Below are 18,160 nucleotides of genomic sequence, written 5' to 3' on the forward strand. Positions count from 1 at the left end.
CTCTGGTGAAAGCGGGAACCTCACCGATACCGTCGGTGCTCTTGACTGCACTTCTGTCTCACGGGGAGTCACTGTGAAGCGCCGCCCATTGCCCGTTGCTGCCGCACTGGTGGCGACGGCAGCACTGCTGTTGACGGCCTGCGGTAGCGGGGACGACAAGTCCAGCGACAATGACAAGATCGCCGGCGCCGACTCTGCAGAGTCCACATCGCCAACTCCGCCTAGCGCATCCGATGGCGACGCGAAGCCTCCGAGAATGAATCTCCCCAAGGACGTCAAGGAGACGTTCGAGGGCTGGACCACCGGAGACGCCGCCAAGGACGAAATCCTGGCGGACGCAGGACTAGCGCAATCAGCGGTGACCTATGCGGTCACGCAGGGTGATCCGGAGGCCCCTGTCCTGAGCTTCTATCAGGCGGACAGTGCCCTCGCAGGTAGCCGGGACTGGGTCAAGGGAATCGTGGATTCCGGGATCACCTACCACGGGGCGGTCCGTTACTACGCACCCGATATCAGCGTGTTCGACAAGAAGTCCGCAGGCGTCTCATATTGCGCAGATGAAAGTAAGGCGTTCAACAAGAATCGCAAGACCAACAAGATCGACAAGACACCCGCATCCGACGACTCCTTCGTGCTGTACAGCACACGTCTGGAGAAGAACAGCAGCGGCGTGTGGCAGACGACGAAGCTTGAGTCGGAACGGGGAAACAAGACGTGCCTGCGATAAGAGGTCAGCGTCGATGGATCGTTGCCACGACGATTGCCGGCGTTCTCGCTTTCACACCGGCCACTGCGTTCGCATGGGGCACGCCGGGTAAGTCCAACGGCCAGAAGGCCACCCCTAGCGGCGGTACAGACGGAACCAGCCTCGTCTCCAAGATCACCTTCAGCGGTTCGACGGCCGGCGAGTCAGGTGGCGGCACTGGCATCCTGCAACCAACCAGCCCACCAAGCCGACGCTGACGACATAGGCCAGGAGAGCGGTACCTGTGCCGGGGATGTAGGCACAGGTAGCCGAACGACAGTTCTTGCAGCCACGCGCTGCCGCCGGCCCGGCCCACTAGAGCACCGCCCCGAGGCCCACAAGCGCCAGAGGCACTCCGTGCACGAAGCCCGCCTTGAACATGTCCTCTTCGTCGAGATGCCGCCGGCGTAGCAACTCGAGTACCGCCTGGTCATCCAGAAAGTCGAACCGAAGCTCTCGTCGAGTTTCTTCCGCTGCCCGCTTCACCTCAGGCACGGCGGCGATCACCGAGCCGCCCACCAAGGTGACAACTGGCCCGGGCGATGGTCTAGCGGTCTACGCCGAGTGGCGGGGGTGTGGGGAAATGGCGGAAGTCAGGGGCGTCATCGCCCCCGGTCACTCCTGCACGGCCTCGTCGGGAGACGCCGCCTCGTCTCGGCTTCGGGAGCTGAAATGTTGTGGGGGTGCGCATGGGGCGAGAGTGTAGTTATGAGCTGCCGGTTGCATGGCCGTAACAGCAAACTCTCACAGGAACGCGGCGACGCTCAGCTTCCGGCCGTCAGCGTACCGGGCTGCTCTGGGAAGGGTCATCCTTCCTGCGCTTCACGCCCGGGAAAGGTGCTCGTGTCGATCCTGACTCGCTCGCCCGTGGCGAGAGTGAAGGCCACCACCTGGCCGTACGGAATTTCGAGGCTCCGCCCGTAGCCGGAATCGCGCGGCTCGGTCATCAGTGTGACCATCTTCCTGAAAGGGTCAGCGATCATGTAGAACTCGATCCCGTAGCGCCCGTACTTCCGAACGTTCCGCACGTAGTCCTTCTCGTCATCGGGCTCGGACGGCACCTCGACCACCGCCAGCACGTCGAGGCAGGAGTAACTGTTCCTCCGGCGCTCCGCATCGAAGCCGACGATCGTCAGGTCGGGCGCCGCGTCGTTCTCTCCGGGGAAGGTGATGAGAACATCACCGAAGACCCGCTCACGCGCAATCCCGGAGGCTTTGACCGCGTCCTTCACATCTGAGACGGTCCAGTCCTGCTCCGGACTCTGCGGGGTCATGATCACCCTTCCGTCGAAGACCTCGACCTTGTAGCCCTCGGGGATACCGCCCCGCTCGATCAGGTCACTCATGACGGACACGGCAAATCACCTCCTACCGGCATTATGACTGGCTACGAGGTCTTCGCGCGGCGACTCGACCACGGTGCCCGGGTGGGCGGTGGCCCTGATCGGCCTGCCGGTCCTGTTCGTGGTGGAGGGGTGCTTGAACAGCTACTGGGGCGCTGGGTACAGCTGAGGCAGATCGAACTGCCGAAGGGGGGCCATGGACAGAGGACGGGTGCTCACGCCGGACCACGGCGTCGGCCCACTCGCACACTACTCCCAGGGCAACGCGGTCACCCGCCCAGTTTCAACCAGGCCGGCGCAGCGCTATCCCCGCGACAAGCGGAACGACAAGTGGCGAAGTGGTCGGCGTATCCTCCGTGCGCTTGCCCGAGATGCAGGACACCGCACTAGCGAATCGAGACAGCTCGGCACCATGGCCCCGGAAGCCGCGGGACTGGCGTCCGGGGCCGCCCCCGTTCGCTCACGATCAGGACACAACCGCCGCCCGAGAGCCCCATACGCTCCGAATCGCCCCTGTTTTCGCGCAAGTTCGCTCTGGTGAAAGCGGGAACCTCACCGATACCGTGAGTGCACTTGACTGCACTTCTGTCTCACGGGGAGTCACTGTGAAGCGCCGCCCATTGCCCGTTGCTGCCGCACTGGTGGCGACGGCAGCACTGCTGTTGACGGCCTGCGGTAGCGGGGACGACAAGTCCAGCGACAACGACAAGATCGCCGGCGCCGACCAGGGAGCGGAGACGCCCAAGGAGTCTGCCGAACCGTCGGCGGCACAGGCTGAGGACAAGCCGGACGGCGTGGACGTGTCCCTGCCGAAGGACATGAACCTGGTCTTCGACTGGGACAAGCCGAAGGACAAGAACGAAGCTGCTGCGATGGACGACGCGGCGAACTACCTCCGTGCCATCTATCGGGGCGTCGACAAGCGCACGACCAAGGACGCGGCCGTGACCGTCTACGCCACCGGCGAGGGGCTCCACTACGCGCAGGTACAGATCAACGAATGGATCAAGGGCGGATGGACCGCCACCGGCACTCGCCGTCATTACGACGCCACCACGCGGTCCGCCCCGAACGGCAAATCCGTAGAGGTCGCGTTCTGCGCGGACACCGGGAAGTTCTATGGCAAAGAGGTCAAGACGGGGAAGATCCTGAAGACCGAACCAAGCCTCAAGGACTTCGGCTACTACAAGATCGTCATGGTCAAGTTCCCCACGGGTGATGACCTGTGGCAGGCATCCAAGGTGTTCGTCGAGACGGGGGCGGAGAAATGCCGCTGAACAGGTCGGGACGTACCGTCCTCGGCGCCGGCACTGCTGCCCTGACCTTTGCGGTCACCGCCCTCATCCTCACGGCGCCCAACGCCGCGGCGGAGCCGGTGGACTTCGGCAAAGGCGGCGGCAAGGAGCAGCAAGGTGGCGGCGACAAGACAGGCATCTACGCCGCCGCCCGCATCCAGTACTCCGGAGCCGTCACCAAGGACGGCAGCACCGGAAACGTGACGTCCTCGGACATCAACTGGACACCGCCACCCTGCTGGTACGCCCCCTACCTCGGCGCCAAGGACTTCAAGAAGAAGATGTCCGAGGACATCGAGCGTCAGCTGAACACCCCCGGCATGGGCGGGACGGCGGGTTCGGCGATTGGCCAGACCAAGCGCCACTACGAGGACGAGTTCGGCTGGGACGGCTCTCCCGGCTACAAGGACTACAACATCGAGAACGATGGCAAGGGCATGTTCTGGGCCGGCGTCGAGAACCCCAACGAGCCGGACTATCTCAAGCGGACGTCGTGCACGGACCTCCCCTTCTGGGTCGAAAACGGCGAGGCCCCGCCGCCCCGGTACGAAGAGGCCATCAGCCCGGAAATACTCGCCGCTCTCGCCTACCAACACATGGAGCTCCCAGACACCAAGGTCATCCTCGCTCCCGAGGCCAACACCAAGGTGAACCTGCCGACCTGGGCCTGGCTCGACAAGGCCGTCTTCGACGAAGTCCAGGCTACGGCGGCCCTCAACGTCCCCGGCTTCAACATCCAGGCCACCACCACCGCCAAGCCGGTCTCCCTCAAACTGGAGCCGGGCACCGAGGACGCCGAGACCTACCCGGCCTCCGGCGAGTGCACCATCAACGCCGACGGCTCCATCGGCGAGCCCTACGCCAAGGGCAAGGCCGACGAGACACCGCCGTGCGGGATCAAGTACCTCCGCTCTTCCGGCGACGGTACGTTCAAACTCCAGGCCACCATCACCTGGGAGATCGCCTGGACCGGCACCGGCGGCGCGGGCGGCGACCTCCCGAACGGCACCTTCGGCAGCAACCAGGCCATCACGGTCCAGGAGATCCAGTCCGTCAACCGCTGACAACCGTCTGTCCGCACAGAATCACGAGCCCGGCCGGAGAAGTAAGCGTGGCGAACGACTCAGATCTCAAGGTGAACGTCGACCTTCTTGTGGAGTCGGAGTCCCGGCTCCGAAAAATCAAGAAGGAGTTCAAAAACCTGGGCAATCATCGCGATGACATACGCGAGCACTGGGGCAGTGGTGACATCACGGGCGCCATGGATGAGTTCGTGGACAACTGGGATGACTACCGCGAAAGCCTGCTCACCCACATCGACACCGTAGGAAAGTTGATCAAGGCCACCATCGACGGGTTCACAGGCTTGGACGCCGAGCTTGCCAAGGAACTGCGCAAGAAGGAAAAGAAGAAGTGACGACGGCTCCCAAGGCCCGGCCCCGCGACTGGCATCCCCTCGCGGAGTCCGATCCCGTCCCAGGAGATCCGGAAGAGATACGTTCCGAAGTCAAGCGCATGAAGGGCGTTGCGAGCTCTCTGCGTGAGCAGGCTCGCCTGCTTCGCGGCATAGGCGACGACAACGAACTCAAGGGCAAGTACGCGAACTCCCTGCGGGACGAGTCCGAAGGGTTGGAGAAGAAGCTTCGAGAGGTAGCGGGACGCTACGAGAACGTACACGGCTATCTGACCAGCTGGGCCGGCGAGCTGGAGGACTTCCAGATTCAGGCCGACAAGGTTCTCGCCAACGCGAAGAAGGCCCAGGAAGAGGCGGACGCCGACAAGAAGAAGGCCACCACGAACAAACCGGGTCCGGGCGAGCCGAGCCCGTCCCCGAGCGGCACGGAACACGACCCGCTCATTGAGTATCGGCTACAGCTCAACCGCATCACGTCCGAGCGGGACGAGCGCGCCTCACACTATGCGGACAAGATCCGCGATGAACTCGACGACGCCATCGAGGACAGCTTCTGGGACGACACCAAGGGCTGGCTCCATGACAACGCCGACCTTCTGAAGACGATCGGCGACCTGGTCGGAGACCTGAGCGGCATCCTCGGCATGCTGGCCATCATCACGATGCCGTTCCCGCCCTTGGGAGCCATCTTCGCGACCGCTGCCGCAGTGACCAGCGGTATCGCCCTCATCAGCCACCTCCTGGCCAAGGCAGGCGGCGCCGACGTCAGTTGGTTCAGCATGGGACTCGAGGCGCTCGGAGCCATTCCGGGTATCACCGCCTTTGCCAAGGGAGTGAAGGTCGCGGACGGCGCGGTAGCAGCGGCACGGGCGACGCAGCTCGGCAGCGGATTCCGGGGTGTCACGACGATCGGACGAAATATCGTCGGCATAGGCGACAACGTCGCGGGAGCCGCGAGCTTCACCGTCAAGGGCAAGACCATCGGTTTGTGGGGTCTCAAGCACGGCGGTCTGATCAAGGCAGAAGGCCTCATGGGGCGGATGACGCTGGTCGCCGAGCAGACTGTCCACAATGGCCAGTGGCTCGGAACCCGCGGTCTCAGCTTGGCCAGCCGCGGCCGCTGGTCCATCGACCCCATGAGCAACCTGGGACGTGGTATCGACGCCGGTCTCAAGATCGCTCCTAAGCTGGTGTCGATTCCCACGCACATCGGCGAACTGATCAATCCCGGCGACCGCTTCCAGGAATCGGTCGCCTCCTGACGAGGACGGAAACCCTGTGAACTGGCAACCGCAGTCCGGTGAGGAGACACTGGCTCGTTTCCCGGCTTCGTTCGCGACCGGAACCGCAGCCTCCGTGGACGGTCGGCGTTCTTTCCGTGACCGTCAACGCAACGACATCGAGGCCGAGCTGCCTGGCTGGCCGGAGGGGGACTCCTTCGCTGTTCGCCGTCTGCCCGGCAGAATCGGTGTACGAGTGCGAACTGCCGCCTCCGGAGTGTTCGCCGTGGCGGGGGGCATTCTCTCCGACCTGCTGGGCGGAAGCACGATCAACCCAGAGCCGGGGCGTGGAAAGCTGGAGGAGCGAGAAAACGAGGTGGAGGATTTCCCCGTGATGTGGGCCGACGCCGGTGACATCGCACGCACTCTGCCTTGGCAGCTCGATCCTTCGCGACGTCCGCACGGATACGTCACCGAGATTGTGTTGACCACTCGGCGCCTGCTCGTAGTCGGGTCGGGTGAGGACCTGTGGGAGACACCTCGGGAAAACATCGCTGATGCTACGGTCAAGCGTTTCAGCATCGGCCGTAGGGACTTCCGAATCACTTTCCAGGATGGTTCATGGGCCAGGCTGACGACGAATGCTTCACACAGCACCACTGAACTGGTCGGCCTCCTCACAGGAAGTCACCGCCGTCTGTCCGAGTCCGAACTGTCGGCCGGGCAGCGTGAGCGATTCGCCAGCTTTGCAGCCTCCTTGCCGGCAGGGGCCACGCGCCCCGTCATCACGAAATTGCCAAGCGGACTGGTACGGGTCGAGACGACAACTCCCGGCCACGGACGGGGCGCCGTCTCCGAGTCGCGAGGTTTCGTGATGGATGACGCCGGCCAGGACGCGACACCAGCCCCCGGAGACATCGAACCGAGCAAGGCGTGAAGATGAGCACCAACCGCATGGAAACGTCCGGCATCCCGACCATCATCGAGGACCCGGCCATCCCTCCCCTCTGGTTCGTGGCACCGGAGGGTTTCCACGCCTTGCCTGTCGACGCTGAGCCAGGTGCCCGGCTGTCCGCCGCGGACCAGTTCACCCGTGAGCTCTTCCCCGAAGGTGACGCCCATCTGTGGGACTCGGCAGCGCCCTTTTACGCCGGACTCACCGAAGTCTTCGCGGACGCCGGGCTGGCGTATTCGGCGATGGGTGTGTTCAGCGACGACAACGGCGGTGTCGTGCACTTCTCCTTCACCGTGGGCGCGATCGAGTCCCCGTACGCAACCTCCGAAGAGGCTGCTGGCGCACTCGAGCAGTCCCTTCGCCGCGACCCGGGGAATGACAGCCGCCGCATCACGCTGCCTTGTGGGCCGGCTGTATCGAACATCACCGTCCGCGAGGTCACCGTCGGTGCGGAGCTCACCGCGACAGGTGAGGAGGCGAAGCTCCTAACCGGTCAGATCCAAGTGTTCATTCCCTTCCCCTCCAAGCCCTTCGTTGCGATCTTCACGGTGGACACCGCCGCCATGGAGTACTGGGGGGAAATCTGCGACATGACCGCCGCAGTGTTGGAAACAGTGTCCTTCGGGGACCCCTTTGGTGACGCCGTCCCGGTGAGCCGCACGTGATCTACTTCGAGTCCGAGGCCGACCCGACCGAGTGGTTTCCCCTGCCTCTGCACTGGACAGACAACGAAAAGAGATAGCGGAGTTCCACTCCGATCGCTTAGGCCGGGGGCTGCGATGCCTTCGCCACTTCGGCGACAAGAGCGTCAAGGACTCGCTCAACTACGGATGGTGGGTGACCTGCGGAGTGCGCCCCCAGGACATGCCTCCCACCGCCCTAACGTCCCTGGGCTGCCCGGCTCTTCCCCTTCCCTTTCTTGCGAAGGCGCCGTATCCGTTGCCGCTCCTGCGCCGCTCGCTCCTCTGCCCGCACCCGGCTCCAACGCCTGAGAGGCCAGCCCACGGCGCCGACGCTGATGACGTAGGCGAGTAGTGCGCTGCCGGTACCGGGGATGTAGGCACATCCAGCAGAATGACAGTTCCTCCCGGGCAGTCCACTCAGCATGAGGAAGAGCGGACCGAACGTGGCTGTGCAACAGACCGTCACACTCGCCGATCGCATACCTCGCACCAGCAGGCCCCCGCCGGAGATTCCGGACGCGCGGCGCATCCCGCCAACTGCCCCGAGCACAGTGATCGTCCCGAGGATGCCACCGGCCGTCCAAGGTCCACCGGGCAAGTCGACCAGCACCGGGACCGTTTCGCGGGCGATCCGTTTCCATAGGCCCAAGAACAGCAGGGTGGCGCCCATCCCGACGACCAGGCAGAGAATAACGCCACCGATACCCAAGCCGTCTCGAACCCCGAACCGGCCCTTGACGGACGTGGAGTCACCCGGGTTCTCCATCTGTCGCCCCTTGCAGAAAGCGGTAGCGGCCCCACTCGCAGGGTCGAAAGGTACAACTCGATGCCGCCGGCTTGGTAAGCGTCGTTCGCCGTCTTCTGCAACTCGCGCATCATCTGCTCCTTGAGCAGAGGAGCGTTGTCGATCCCCTGAAACTGCTGGTCCGCCAGGGCGATGATGCTGCGGTCGCGGTCCTCCGGATCGAGCGACAGCTTGAACCAACCGTCAGGGACGATCAGGTGGTAGTCCTTCGGAGGTGTGGTGGCGGACTCGTCCTTCCAGTGCTCAGGCATCAGGTGCGCCCTCAGCGATCGGATTTGCTGTATGTCTTCGCCGCAGCCAGCGCATACTCCGACAGAAACTTGAATTCTTCCTGAAGTTTGTCCCGATTAAGGTTCCAGTTCGACTCGAAGTCCTCGAATTTGTCGGACAGGCCATCGTGCCCGAAGTCTTCTCCGTACGACTCCACAATGTCCGGCAGGCCTTCGAATGCCTTGTGAATCCGTCCGAGGCCCTTGCCCATCTTCCGGATGACCTCAAGGTCGTCGATCCGCATGCGGTCAGCCACGAGCCACCATCGCAAGCGCGTTCATGTTCACGTTGATCCCCCGATTGCGCGGCCCTCCGCGCTCAGCAATGTGAAGTGCCCGAACTTAACTAATCGTTGGCGCTACGGGCCAACCGACGGCCGAACCCGGGAAGCAGTCACGACTCGCGCCACAGGTGGCCGTACCGGGGAGGCGCCCTCATCAGTCGGCCGGTGCGGCAAGGTGCCCCGCACCTCGCCGCACCGGCTCGCGACAGCCGGAAGCCGCCTACTTCCGAGCCTGCTTGGCCAGCTCCTCATCAATCTGCTCGAACTTGTCCGCAGCCATGGTCAGGTAGTCACCCATGCCGTCAAGGCCGTCCAGCGTGGTCTTCGTGCCCTGCACGAACTCGTCGAAGTTCTCGTCGAACGCCTTCGACGACGACTTCGTGACGTAGCCGGACTGCACGAGGTTGTTGATGTACTTGCGGAGGCCCTCGAGCTTCTCCTGGAGCTTTTCCTTCTCCTTCACGACATGCTTGGCAGCTTCCCGCATGTCCTGATATGTGATGTCAAGGTCCTTGGCCATGAAGCCGCTTCCTCTCACAACGCCGCAGGGCCAACCCCCGTGGCTCCCTGTTTGCGGACTCATCGGCCTCCCGGCCGAGTTGCCGATCGCACGTGGCAACCGGTGTGATCGTCCGCTCTTGCGTCAGCAGCTTACGGGTGTGGTCTGTGGTGCCACATCCCTGGCCTGTGAACGAGCCGTCATGAAGTCGTGTACGACGTTGCCATCGGGAACGTCACGGCACCTCCCCATTGCCTCGCCGCCGCACCGAACGGATATCGTCCCTTACGGCTGTGACCCGGGTGACTGACGCGGACGGGGCAGCCGCCACACAACCACCGCGGCCACACCGGCCCAGTGGCACGGGGAGGACTAGTCGTGCGCCTGACTCTGACCGTCGTCGACCCGTACGGCGGTGGTACCGCCGACGTGGTGCTCGATGCCGATCCTGAGTCCACCGTGGGGGACATCGCGCAGGAGCTCGCCAAGCAGGTGGGGCACAGCGGTGCGCAGGTCATCCCGCTGGGACAGCACCGCCAGGTGCCGGCCAACAACGCGCCCCTCGTGTACGTGGACGGGTACGCCGTCGATCCGAACGCCACCGTCGTCGGATCGCCCCTGCGCGACGGTGCCGTCGTCAGCCTCCAGGATCCTTCCGGGTGTCTGCCCGGTGAGCCCACCGGACTTGTCGAGCTCCGGGTCGTGGGCGGGCCCGCGGCCGGGTTCGTGCACCGGCTCGGCGTCGGGCGCTACGACATCGGAAGCGGGGCCGCCTCGTACATCCGTATCGACGATCCCGAGGTCGACGCCCGGGCCCTGACCCTCTCCGTCGCCACCGACGGGACCTGCCAGGTCGCCGTGCACATGGATGAGGACCTCGTCACCGTCGACGGCAAGTCCCTCGCCGAAGACGAAGACGACGACCAGAGCGAAAAGAAGAAGAGCGGCAAGAAGAAGGGGCAGGAGAAGAAGAAGGAGGAGAAGAAGAAGGGCGGGCCCACCGACTGGCCCCTCGGGGCTCAGATCGGGATCGGCAACACCCTCCTCGAACTCACCCGCTACACACCCCCCAACGCCGCCCTCAAGTGGTCCGACGACGGCATAGGCCTCGACTACAACCGCCCCCCGCGGCTGCGTCCGCCCGAGCGGCAGACCAACTTCCGGCTGCCCTCGGCGCCCCGTGAGTACGAGGCCCGGCCGCTGCCCTGGCTGATGGCGCTGACGCCGCTCGTCGGTGCCGTCGTGTCCGTGATGATCTTCCAGCGCTGGTACTACCTGATCATGGCCGCGCTGAGCCCGTTCCTGCTCTTCGCGAACTACTACAACGACAAGAAGCACGGGCGTAAGTCGCACGCCAAGCAGGTCCAGGAGTACGAGGAGCAGAAGGAGCGGATCGAGAAGGACGCACAGGACGCCCTCGTCGCCGAGCGGAACGATCGGCGGCACGCCATTCCCGACCCGGCGACCGTGCTCGCCCTCGGCACCGGGCCGCGTACCCGCCTCTGGGAGCGCCGGCGCACCGACCGCGATCATCTCCTGCTCCGGGTCGGGACGGGGCAGTTGCCCTCCGAGGTCGTGCTCGACGACCCCGAGCAGGACGACCACCGTCGCCAGGTCACCTGGAAGATCGAGGACGCCCCGGTCGCGCTGCACCTGCGCTCCCTCGGTGTCATCGGCATGGCCGGGCCCGGGGATTCCGCCCGCGCTCTCGGGCGGTGGGCCGTCGCGCAGGCCGCGGCGCTGCACAGCCCGATGGACGTGCAGTTCTACGTGCTGAGCGAGAACGCCGCGCAGGAGTCCTGGGACTGGGTGCGCTGGCTGCCGCACGCCCGGCCGTCCGGCGGGCAGGACGTCAACGTGCTCATCGGGACCGACGCCGAGACCGTCGGTGCCCGCATCGGCGAACTGACACAGATCCTCGACGCGCGCAAGAAGGCCGCCGAGCAGAACAAGTCGCAGGGTGGTTCGAGCTTCAGCGACCCCGACATCGTCGTCGTGTGGGACGGGTCGCGGCGGCTGCGGTCGCTCCCCGGTGTGGTGCGGCTGCTGCGCGAGGGCCCTTCCGTCTCCATGTTCGCCATCTGCCTCGACGCCGAGGAGCGGTTCCTGCCCGGCGAGTGCCAGGCGTACGTCGTCGCCGAGCCGAAGGCCGAGGAGTACGAGCAGGCCCAGCAGGTCCAGCAGCAGGCCCAGCAGGTCGCCGGTGCCTTCCCCTCCTTCCAGGCCTGGCACACCACCGACCAGCAGCCCGAACAGGCCGGCCGTACCGAGAAGTTGCGGCTGCGTGTGGAGGAGGCCGGTGCGGAGCGTCTGAAGGACGTACGGCCCGACTTCGTCACCCCGGCCTGGTGTCTGCGGCTCGCCCGGGCGCTGTCGCCGCTGCGGGACATCAGCGGTGAGACCGAGGACTCGGCCCTGCCGGGCTCCAGCCGGCTGCTGGACGTGCTGCAGCTGGAGCCGCCGACGAGTGACGCGATCGTGGCCCGGTGGCGGATGGGCGGGCAGTCGACGCTGGCCGTCATCGGTGAGTCGTACGACGGGCCGTTCGGCATCGACATCCGCAAGGACGGTCCGCACGGTCTGATCGCCGGTACGACCGGTTCGGGTAAGTCGGAGCTGCTGCAGACCATCGTGGCGGCGCTGGCCGTGGCGAACACGCCCGAGAACATGACGTTCGTGCTGGTCGACTACAAGGGTGGCGCAGCCTTCAAGGACTGTGTGCATCTGCCGCACACGGTCGGCATGGTGACCGACCTCGACGCCCATCTGGTGGAGCGGGCCCTGGAGTCGCTCGGTGCGGAACTGCACCGGCGCGAGCACATCCTGGCCGCCGCCGACGCCAAGGACATCGAGGACTACCAGGACCTGGTGCGCCGGGACCCCTCGCACCAGCCGGTGCCTCGGCTGCTCATCGTCATCGACGAGTTCGCCTCGATGGTGCGTGACCTGCCCGACTTCGTCACGGGGCTGGTCAACATCGCCCAGCGAGGCCGGTCCCTCGGTATTCACCTGCTGCTGGCGACGCAGCGGCCGTCGGGTGTCGTCTCTCCCGAGATCCGTGCCAACACCAACCTCCGTATCGCGCTGCGGGTGACGGACGGCGGTGAGTCGACCGACGTCATCGACTCGCCCGAGGCCGGGCACATCTCCAAGAACACCCCGGGCCGCGCCTACGCCCGGCTCGGGCACGCGTCGCTGGTGCCCTTCCAGTCCGGACGCGTCGGTGGCCGTCGGCCCGGTGCGGCCGACCCTGCCGTGCTGATGCCCTGGGTGGGGCCGCTGACCTGGGAGGATCTGGGCCGGGCGGCTCTGGCCAAGCCGAAGGCCGAGGCCCGTGAGGACGAGGAGATCACCGACCTGAAGGTCCTCGTCGACACCATCCGGGACGCCAACCGGTCGCTCGGCATCCCGCCCCAGCACAGCCCGTGGCTGCCCGCCCTCGACGAGACGCTGCTGCTGGACGAGATCGAGGTGCCCGCGTTCGCCGGGGGCGCCGGCACGCTGCCGCCGGCCCCGTACGGCATCGAGGACCTGCCCTCCAGCCAGTCCCGCCGCCCGGTCGTCGTGGACTTCTCGTCCTTCGGCCACCTGATGATCGGCGGTGCCCCACGCAGTGGCCGCTCCCAGGTGCTGCGCACCCTCGCAGGCTCCATCGCCCGCACCCACTCCGTCGCCGACGTGCATCTCTACGGCATCGACTGCGGCAACGGCGCGCTCAACGCGCTGACCCGGCTGCCGCACTGCGGCGCGGTCGTCGGCCGTAACCAGACCGAGCGGGTCGTGCGGCTCGTCAACCGGCTCAAGGGCGAGATGGGCCGCCGCCAGGACCTGCTGTCGGACAAGGGCTTCGCGGACATCGGCGAGCAGCGGGCCTCGGTCTCCGAGGACGAGCGGCTGCCGCACATCGTGGTGCTGCTGGACCGCTGGGAGGGCTGGGTGCCCACGCTCGGCGAGATCGACCACGGTTCGCTGACCGACGAGTTGCAGACGATGATGCGCGAGGGCGCGAGCGTCGGCATCCACCTGGTCCTCACCGGCGACCGGACCCTGCTGGTCGGCCGTATCGCGACCCTCACCGAGGACAAGTACGGTCTGCGGCTGGCCGACCGCAGCGACTTCTCGGCGCTCGGCATCCCGGTGCGCAAGGTGCCGGAGGAGATCCCGCCGGGGCGTGCGTTCCGCAACGAGTCCGGTACGGAGACGCAGTTCGCGCTGCTCGCCGAGGACACCAGCGGCCAGGGGCAGGCCGCGGCGCTGGCGGCGATCGGTGAGGCGGCCACGGCCCGCGACGCCGAAGTGCCCCGTCCGCGCCGCCCGTTCCGCGTCGACAGCCTGCCCAGCCGTATCTCCTTCCCGGAGGCCTGGGAGATGCGCGACCCGGACGCGTCCCGCTCGCGCCTGTGGGGTCTGGTCGGTATCGGCGGCGACGAGATCATCGGCTTCGGCCCCGATCTGGCCCAGGGCGTACCGGCGTTCGTCGTCGCGGGCCCGGCCAAGTCGGGCCGCTCGACGGTCCTGCTGAACTTCGCGCACTCCTTCCTGGCCCAGGGCACGCGCCTGGTCGTCGCGGCCCCGCGCCAGTCGCCGTTGCGCCAACTCGACGGCACGGAAGGCGTCCTGAAGGTCTTCACCGGCGACGACATCGACGAGGACGAGTTCGAGGAGCTCGTCGACCAGGCGTCCCTGGAGGAGCCGATCGCCGTGCTGATCGACGACGGCGAGATCCTGGAGGACTGCGACGCCGAGAGCCAGTTGAAGAAGCTCGTCTCGCGCGGCGCCGAGCGCGGCCTCGCCCTCGTCATCGCCGGTGACGAGGAGGACGTGTGCAGCGGCTTCTCCGGCTGGCAGGTCGACGCGAAGAAGGCCCGCCGCGGCATCCTGCTCTCCCCGCAGGAATCCTCCAGCGGCGACCTCATCGGCGTCCGCCTCAACCGCAGCATGGTCGGCGGCCAGGTCGCCCCCGGCAAGGGCATGCTCCACCTCGGTGACGGGGAGCTGCGCACGGTCGTCGTCCCGGGGTGAGGCGTTGAGCGTGGGTTCGGCGAAGCCGAAGCGGAGGAAGGCGGCGGGGGCCGCGGTGTGGTACGAGCACCGGCCCGGCCGGCCGCACGGTCGGCCGGGCCGGCCCCGCTGGTCTTCCTCCCCTGGGTGGCGCCGCTGACCCCTCCGCTACCGCACCCTCGACATCCGAGCCTGAGGCCGCCCCGACTCCTCACTCTCCGACCGGTACTGGAGGTCGTCACCCACCGGCGTGAGGCGCACGGTCGTGGGAGCCGGGTTGCAGCCGCCGTGGTTGGTCTTCGCGCCGACCGACGTCGCGACGAGCTCCTTCTTCGTCACCTGCTTCAGGGTCAGTACGTCGACACAGACGCCGCCGATCTGGTCGGTCTGGCGCAGGCGGCCCAACTCCTGGCCCACTGCGGCCCGTTCGACGGTGATCCGGAACGTGCCGAGGGGCAGCCTGCCGTCGAGGGCGGTGCCCTGGCCCTCCCAGGTGCCGACGTAGGCGGCGGGAACCGCACCGGAAGGGGCGGAACTCGCTGTCGCCGCGGGTGGGGAGCCGGGGCCCGCGCCGGAGTCGCTCGTGTCGTCGTCGGACGTCCGGTCCGGCAGGAGGTCGAAGACGAACACCGAGCAGATCGTCACGGCCGCCATCGCCCCCGCGACCGCCAGCGCCACGGTGCAGCTCAGCCTCCGCACCCGCCCTCCGTCCTCCGGCGTGGACGTCGCCGCCACGGAGACGGTCACCCTGCCGGGGCGCCGGCCGGCGGGCGACGGGGCGGCGGTGTCGTCCTGGGGACCGCCGTCTCGGGGTGCGGGTACGGGGGCTGGTGCGGCGGCCGGTACGGGGCCTGGTGCGGGGGCGGGTACGGCGGTGGGTACGGCCGGCGCGGGCATCACCGGCGGCGGCCCGAACACACCGACCGGACCCGCCTCCGCTGGCGTCGCCGTCTCACCCGACGGCACCGCACCAGTCGGCGGCACGCTATTCGCCGACGTCACGGTGTCCACCGGCGCCACCGTCCCACCCGGGGTCACGGTGTCCACCGGCAGCACAGCCCCACCCGACGCCACGCCATCCGCCGACGCCACGCCATCCGCCGGCGTCACGGCGTCCGCCTGCGTCACGGAGTCCACCGGCGTCCCCGTCTCCGCCGCGCCCACCGACGGGCTGCTGAAACCGACCGGCCCCGACAGCCCCACGGCCTGCGAATCCGTCGCCTCCAGGTTCAGCAGCCGTACGGCGCTGCGGCTCACCTGCTCCACCAATGCCCCCGGCAGCCACCCGCCCGCCACCAGCCGGGCCGCGCCCTCGGGCGCCAGCCGCCGGGCCACCTCCGCGGGGGCGGGCCGTGCGTCCGGGTCCTTCGTCAGGCAGGCCGCCGTGAGTTCGCGCAACTGCCCGTCCAGGCCGCCGAGTTCCGGCTCCTCGTGGACGACCTTGTAGAGCAGGGCCGCCGAGGAGTCCCCGGGGAAGGGCGGTTCGCCGGTCGCCGCGTACGCCAGGACCGCGCCGAGCGAGAAGACGTCCGCCGCGCCCGTGACGCCCTTGCCGAGGATCTGCTCGGGCGACATGTAGCCGGGCGAGCCGATCGACACGCCCGTGGAGGTCAGGGACGCCGTACCGTCCGTGGCCCGCGCGATGCCGAAGTCGATCAGCAGCGGGCCGTCGAGTGTGAGCAGGACGTTCGACGGCTTCACGTCCCGGTGCACCAGGCCCAGGTCGTGCACCGCGGCCAGCGCCTCGGCCAGCCCCGCTCCCAGCACCCGTACGGTGTGGGCGGGCAGCGCACCGCCCTCGGTGACCGCGGCCGACAGCGAGGGACCCGCCGCGTAGGCCGTCGCCACCCACGGCACTCGCGCGTCCGGGTCGGCGTCCAGGACGGGTGCCGTCCAGGCGCCGCCGACCCGGCGCGCGGCCTCGACCTCGCGGTGGAAGCGGGCCCGGAACTCCTCGTCCAGCGCGAAGTGCGGATGGACGATCTTCACCGCGACCGTACGGCCGCCGGCGCTGCGGCCCAGGTAGACCCGGCCCATGCCGCCGGAGCCCAGCCGGCCGAGCAGCCGGTAGGGCCCCACGACGGTGGGTTCGTCGACTTCGAGCGGCCGCATGGCGTCACCCCTCCCCCGTAGGCGCCCGCAGGCCCCCGCCGGACCCCGTACGCGCGCACTCCCCAGCAGAGTAGTGCGGGAGCGCGGGCCCGCTACGGCTGGAGCAGGTCCACCTTCACGTCCGCGGGGAAGCCGGTCGTGGGGCCGACCCGGCGGGCGAACTCGGCGACCGCCTCCAGCTGCGGGCCGCCGAAGCGGAAGTCGAGGGTCGTGAAGTAGCGGGCGAGGGTCTCCTCGTCGAAGGCCTCCCAGCGGGCGGCCTGCTCGGCGACCTTGCCGACCTCCTCCAGGGAGAGGTTGCGGGAGTCGAGGAAGGCCTCGTGCACCTTGCGGGTGATGGCCGGCTCGCGCTCCGCGTAGTCGCGGCGTGCCGCCCAGACCGCGAAGACGAACGGCAGGCCCGTCCACTCCTTCCACAGCGCGCCCAGGTCGTGCACGTCCAGGCCGAAGCGCGGGCCGTCGACCATGTTGGCCCGCAGGGCCGCGTCGCCGATGAGGACGGCGGCCTCGGCCTCCTGCATCATCAGGCTGAGGTCGGGCGGGCAGGTGTAGTAGTCCGGCTGGACGCCGTAGCGCTCGGCGAGGAGCAGCTGGGCGAGGCGGACGGAGGTGCGGGAGGTCGAGCCGAGGGCGACGCGGGCGCCGTCGAGCCGGTCCAGGGGGACCTGCGAGACGATCACGCAGGACATGACGGGGCCGTCGCAGCCGACGGCGATGTCGGGGAAGGCGACGAGGTCGTCGGCGTTCTTGAGGAACTCGACCAGGGTGATCGGACCGATGTCGAGATCACCCTGCACCAGCTTCTCGCTGAGCTTCTCAGGGGTGTCCTTGGTGAGCTCGAAGTCGAGGAGCGTGCCCGTTCTGGCGAGCCCCCAGTACAGGGGCAGGCAGTTCAGGAACTGGATGTGGCCGACGCGCGGCCGGGTGCGAGGATTGTCCACATCGTGAGGCTAGCCCTCATGGCGTACGGGCCCGCGCCCGGCCCCGCCGTGGGTCCGGGACCTGTCGCCGGCGCCCTCACCGCCAGTCGGCGGACGGTGTTCAAACATTCGGGTGACGTGATCTTGACCCCTATTGCATTCCGGGGCCTGCGTGCTAGGCTCGTCGCAAGTTGCAGTTTGGTTTCCCTTGCAGTACAGAGCCTGCGGAGCATGTGACCGCGGGCTCTCGTCATTCTCAGACGTATGCAGTTGTGCAGAATTCATCTTCACACTTGCTGGTTCTGGAGCAGGGCAACCCTTTTGAGCCCAAGGAGGGCTTATGGCTACCGGAACCGTGAAGTGGTTCAACGCCGAAAAGGGCTTTGGTTTCATCGCCCAGGAGGGCGGCGGCCCCGACGTCTTCGTCCACTACTCCGCGATCAACGCGAGCGGCTTCCGCTCTCTCGAGGAGAACCAGCAGGTGTCTTTCGACGTCACGCAGGGTCCGAAGGGCCCGCAGGCTGAGAACGTCACGCCGGTCTGATCAGTAGTACCCAAGGAGCCCCGCGCCGTAAGGCGGCGGGGCTCCTGCCTTTTGCGCCCCCTTGCCCTCCG

The 18,160-nt window shown here is 67.4% G+C and carries 15 protein-coding genes; 9 read left to right on the forward strand and 6 right to left on the reverse strand.

The genetic code is table 11. The features are described 5' to 3' along the window. Positions 1-73: 73 nt before the first annotated feature. Entirely contained in the window at positions 74-727 is a 654-nt protein-coding gene (locus ACIBL4_RS09035) for a hypothetical protein (RefSeq protein ID WP_399407871.1), read from the forward strand. A gap of 333 nt (positions 728-1,060) precedes the next feature. Here the strand turns inward: ACIBL4_RS09035 and ACIBL4_RS09040 are convergent, their stop codons facing one another. Then, positions 1,061-1,252: a hypothetical protein gene (locus ACIBL4_RS09040; protein ID WP_399407873.1), complete on the reverse strand. Its 192-nt coding sequence runs from the start codon at positions 1,250-1,252 to the stop codon at positions 1,061-1,063. A gap of 299 nt (positions 1,253-1,551) precedes the next feature. Then, positions 1,552-2,091, reverse strand: a complete 540-nt coding sequence (locus ACIBL4_RS09045) for a Uma2 family endonuclease (RefSeq protein ID WP_399407875.1) — start codon at positions 2,089-2,091, stop codon at positions 1,552-1,554. A gap of 602 nt (positions 2,092-2,693) precedes the next feature. On the opposite strand from ACIBL4_RS09045, the gene ACIBL4_RS09050 reads away from it, so the two are divergent. From ACIBL4_RS09050 to ACIBL4_RS09075, 6 genes are read left to right on the forward strand one after another with little or no spacing between them, the layout of a single operon-like run. Next, entirely contained in the window at positions 2,694-3,365 is a 672-nt protein-coding gene (locus tag ACIBL4_RS09050) for a hypothetical protein (RefSeq protein WP_399407877.1), read from the forward strand. Then, complete coding sequence (locus tag ACIBL4_RS09055; RefSeq protein WP_399407879.1) at positions 3,356-4,447, forward strand: hypothetical protein; 1,092 nt, start codon at positions 3,356-3,358, stop codon at positions 4,445-4,447. Before ACIBL4_RS09050 ends, ACIBL4_RS09055 begins: the two co-directional genes overlap by 10 nt. Before the next feature lie 47 nt (positions 4,448-4,494). Then, entirely contained in the window at positions 4,495-4,800 is a 306-nt protein-coding gene (locus ACIBL4_RS09060) for a hypothetical protein (RefSeq protein ID WP_399407881.1), read from the forward strand. Beyond that, positions 4,797-6,059, forward strand: a complete 1,263-nt coding sequence (locus ACIBL4_RS09065; protein WP_399407883.1) for a putative T7SS-secreted protein — start codon at positions 4,797-4,799, stop codon at positions 6,057-6,059. Before ACIBL4_RS09060 ends, ACIBL4_RS09065 begins: the two co-directional genes overlap by 4 nt. Before the next feature lie 16 nt (positions 6,060-6,075). After that, complete coding sequence (locus ACIBL4_RS09070; protein ID WP_399407885.1) at positions 6,076-6,954, forward strand: hypothetical protein; 879 nt, start codon at positions 6,076-6,078, stop codon at positions 6,952-6,954. A 2-nt stretch (positions 6,955-6,956) separates the two neighbouring features. Then, a complete protein-coding gene (locus ACIBL4_RS09075) occupies positions 6,957-7,637 on the forward strand; it encodes a hypothetical protein (protein ID WP_399407887.1) in 681 nt (226 codons plus the stop codon). 1,085 nt (positions 7,638-8,722) lie between these two features. On the opposite strand, the gene ACIBL4_RS09080 is transcribed toward ACIBL4_RS09075, so the two are convergent. Both ACIBL4_RS09080 and ACIBL4_RS09085 read right to left on the reverse strand, forming a co-directional pair. Next, positions 8,723-8,986, reverse strand: a complete 264-nt coding sequence (locus tag ACIBL4_RS09080) for a hypothetical protein (RefSeq protein WP_399407889.1) — start codon at positions 8,984-8,986, stop codon at positions 8,723-8,725. Between the two features lie 247 nt (positions 8,987-9,233). Beyond that, complete coding sequence (locus ACIBL4_RS09085; protein WP_082319687.1) at positions 9,234-9,533, reverse strand: WXG100 family type VII secretion target; 300 nt, start codon at positions 9,531-9,533, stop codon at positions 9,234-9,236. 357 nt (positions 9,534-9,890) lie between these two features. On the opposite strand from ACIBL4_RS09085, the gene ACIBL4_RS09090 reads away from it, so the two are divergent. Next, entirely contained in the window at positions 9,891-14,534 is a 4,644-nt protein-coding gene (locus ACIBL4_RS09090; RefSeq protein ID WP_399407892.1) for an FtsK/SpoIIIE domain-containing protein, read from the forward strand. Positions 14,535-14,681: 147 nt separating this feature from the next. Here the strand turns inward: ACIBL4_RS09090 and ACIBL4_RS09095 are convergent, their stop codons facing one another. Together ACIBL4_RS09095 and ACIBL4_RS09100 are read right to left on the reverse strand one after the other, a co-directional pair. Further along, positions 14,682-16,625 carry a protein kinase gene (locus ACIBL4_RS09095; protein WP_399407894.1) on the reverse strand — a complete coding sequence of 648 codons (1,944 nt, stop codon included), beginning with the start codon at positions 16,623-16,625 and terminating at the stop codon, positions 14,682-14,684. Between the two features lie 92 nt (positions 16,626-16,717). After that, on the reverse strand, positions 16,718-17,566 hold the full coding sequence (locus tag ACIBL4_RS09100; RefSeq protein ID WP_399407896.1) for a menaquinone biosynthetic enzyme MqnA/MqnD family protein: 849 nt from the start codon (positions 17,564-17,566) through the stop codon (positions 16,718-16,720). 319 nt (positions 17,567-17,885) lie between these two features. Between ACIBL4_RS09100 and ACIBL4_RS09105 the strand changes: the two genes are divergently transcribed. Further along, entirely contained in the window at positions 17,886-18,089 is a 204-nt protein-coding gene (locus ACIBL4_RS09105) for a cold-shock protein (protein ID WP_003992177.1), read from the forward strand. The last annotated feature ends 71 nt before the right edge of the window (positions 18,090-18,160 follow it).

The sequence above is a fragment of the Streptomyces sp. NPDC050416 genome, assembly GCF_044458845.1.
Classification (GTDB): Bacteria; Actinomycetota; Actinomycetes; order Streptomycetales; family Streptomycetaceae; genus Streptomyces.

Bases quoted from the DNA above. Each gene is read 5' to 3' on its own strand.
- ACIBL4_RS09045 (WP_399407875.1), bottom strand. From the start codon at position 2,091: ATGAGTGACCTGATCGAGCGGGGCGGTATCCCCGAGGGCTACAAGGTC.
- ACIBL4_RS09055 (WP_399407879.1), top strand. From the start codon at position 3,356: ATGCCGCTGAACAGGTCGGGACGTACCGTCCTCGGCGCCGGCACTGCT.
- ACIBL4_RS09075 (WP_399407887.1), top strand. From the start codon at position 6,957: ATGAGCACCAACCGCATGGAAACGTCCGGCATCCCGACCATCATCGAG.
- ACIBL4_RS09085 (WP_082319687.1), bottom strand. From the start codon at position 9,533: ATGGCCAAGGACCTTGACATCACATATCAGGACATGCGGGAAGCTGCC.
- ACIBL4_RS09095 (WP_399407894.1), bottom strand. From the start codon at position 16,625: ATGCGGCCGCTCGAAGTCGACGAACCCACCGTCGTGGGGCCCTACCGG.
- ACIBL4_RS09105 (WP_003992177.1), top strand. From the start codon at position 17,886: ATGGCTACCGGAACCGTGAAGTGGTTCAACGCCGAAAAGGGCTTTGGT.